Raw genomic sequence first — 1,858 nt, 5'->3', positions numbered from 1 at the left:
AGACGTCTACAATTACCCCTATATCCGCCGCCTGCTTCCGGGTATTCCGGTCGGAGCGGTCCGCCTTGCGGGAAGAATGGCGGGATTATATGTGCGGGACGGAAATCCACTCGGCGTCACCGATTGGAAAGACGTAGCGCGTCCAAACGTTACCCTGATTAACCGTGAACGCGGCTGCGGCACGCGGATTTTGCTCGACCAAAAGCTCAAGCTGGCGGGAATCGATACGGCGAATATTCGGGGATACACGCGGGAAGCTACTTCGCACCTTGCCTGCGCCAATATCGTGGCGAAAGGCGGAGCGGATGTGGGCTGCGGCTGCGCGCGGGGTGCGGACGTGCCGGGCGTCAATTTTGTGCCGCTGCAGGCGGAATGGTATGACTTAATTTTTCGGCTCTCCGACCTGAACACCCCCGCTATCAAGGCGATTTTTTCGTATGTATATTCGCCTGAATTCCGGGTGGATATGGAAATGCTGGGCGGTTACGACCTGACCCAGACGGGGCGTTATGAAGAGTTTTAACGACGACGCGCTGAAGGGGAAACGGTATGGCTGATATTGCAGTTATTTTGTCGGCGGACGGAACAATCGCCCCGCTCGAATCCGGTTCCGCGCTTGCGGTGTATCGCCGGAATGAACATACGTGGGAATGCGCCGAAACAGTCGCGTATACTCTCCGCACCGATTCCCCCGCCGCGCTGCGGGACGACGTGAAGAATCTTGCCGACCGCATGCCGACTTGCAGCGTCATCGTGGGGAAATCTATCGCGGGGCTTCCGTATCACGTGTTTGATAGGCGGGGTTTTGCCGTGTTTGAGGCGGAGGAGTTCAGCGCGGGACTTTTGGATACGGTCGAGCAAGACGTCCTCGCCGCCGCAAACGCGGAAGCCGACATTCCGGCTCGTCCGGTGGAAACGGAAACGCCCGGTCAGTATGCGCTCGACCTTATCCGTCTGCAGGAGCGGCACCCTGAAATCTCTTCCAAAAAGGCGTTCCGTGATTTTCTACACACCGATTTTACCAGCCTGACCGTCGTATGCAGCCATATCCCGCCGTGGGTCGAAGCGGAACTTCCCGCCGAGCGCTTTGACGTCGAGCAAACGGAGACTAACCAGTACCGGCTGCGCATTCGCGGCAAGAACGCCGGCAAACGGTGTTCCTGCGACTGCGCGGACAAACGCCCCTAAATCGCAGTTGCCCGCGCGCTCCCCGATTCCGGAGAGCGTCGTGTCTACGTAACGGGCACCGGCTTTAACCGCGGCAACAGCGTTGGCGACCGCCATGCCGAGGTCGTTGTGGGTGTGAATACCGACGGGAATCCGTGTGAGGGCGCACAACTCGCCGATAGCCTGTTCTGTGCGGGACGGCGTGAGAACGCCGACAGTGTCGCCATAGCGGACGAACGCTACGTCCAGCGACTCAAGCATTCGGGTGAGCGCGCACAAAAACGGCATATCCGCGCGGGATGCGTCTTCATAGCCCACCGAAACGGCATATCCGCGGTTTTTCGCAAAATCCACGCACTCAGCCAATGTTTTCTGCACCCACGCCTCCGTCTGGCGGAGCTTGGTGCGGATATGCGCCTCCGATACTGGCGCACAGAGGTGAATAAGGTCCGGCTCGCACTCGAATGAATACGCGATATCCTTTGTGCTGAGCCGGTTCCAGACGGCGACCTTTGCCCGCTTCACGCGCTCGGCAATGCTCCGAATGGCCGCCCGCTCGCTTTCGCCCACTGCGGGGCTGCCAGCTTCAATCTGATACACACCGGACTCGTCCAAAAACGCGGCGATTTCGAGCTTCTCGCTCTGCGAAAACACGATTCCCGGCGCCTGCCCGCCGTCCCGAAGGGTCGTG

2 protein-coding genes and 1 pseudogene are annotated in these 1,858 nt (G+C 59.6%); 2 read left to right on the top strand and 1 reads right to left on the bottom strand.

What is annotated here, in order from left to right:
- Together AWU74_RS05310 and AWU74_RS12710 are read left to right on the top strand one after the other, a co-directional pair.
- Window positions 1-523 (top strand): substrate-binding domain-containing protein (locus AWU74_RS05310; RefSeq protein ID WP_187150861.1); only part of this gene is annotated, 523 nt, incomplete at its 5' end.
- A 26-nt stretch (window positions 524-549) separates the two neighbouring features.
- Window positions 550-1,188, top strand: coding sequence for a Fe-only nitrogenase accessory AnfO family protein (locus tag AWU74_RS12710; RefSeq protein WP_162504866.1), 639 nt, complete (start codon window positions 550-552; stop codon window positions 1,186-1,188).
- Window positions 1,189-1,218: 30 nt separating this feature from the next.
- Here the strand turns inward: AWU74_RS12710 and AWU74_RS05300 are convergent.
- A pseudogene (locus AWU74_RS05300) lies at window positions 1,219-1,821 on the bottom strand (hydroxymethylglutaryl-CoA lyase-like TIM-barrel protein); the annotation flags it as partial.
- Between the last annotated feature and the right edge of the window lie 37 nt (window positions 1,822-1,858).

The sequence above is a fragment of the Treponema endosymbiont of Eucomonympha sp. genome, assembly GCF_001028545.1.
This window is presented reverse-complemented; position numbering and strand designations above follow the sequence as displayed.

Excerpts from the sequence above, each read along its gene's own strand:
- AWU74_RS12710 (WP_162504866.1), top strand. The coding sequence starts at position 550 with ATGGCTGATATTGCAGTTATTTTGTCGGCGGACGGAACAATCGCCCCG.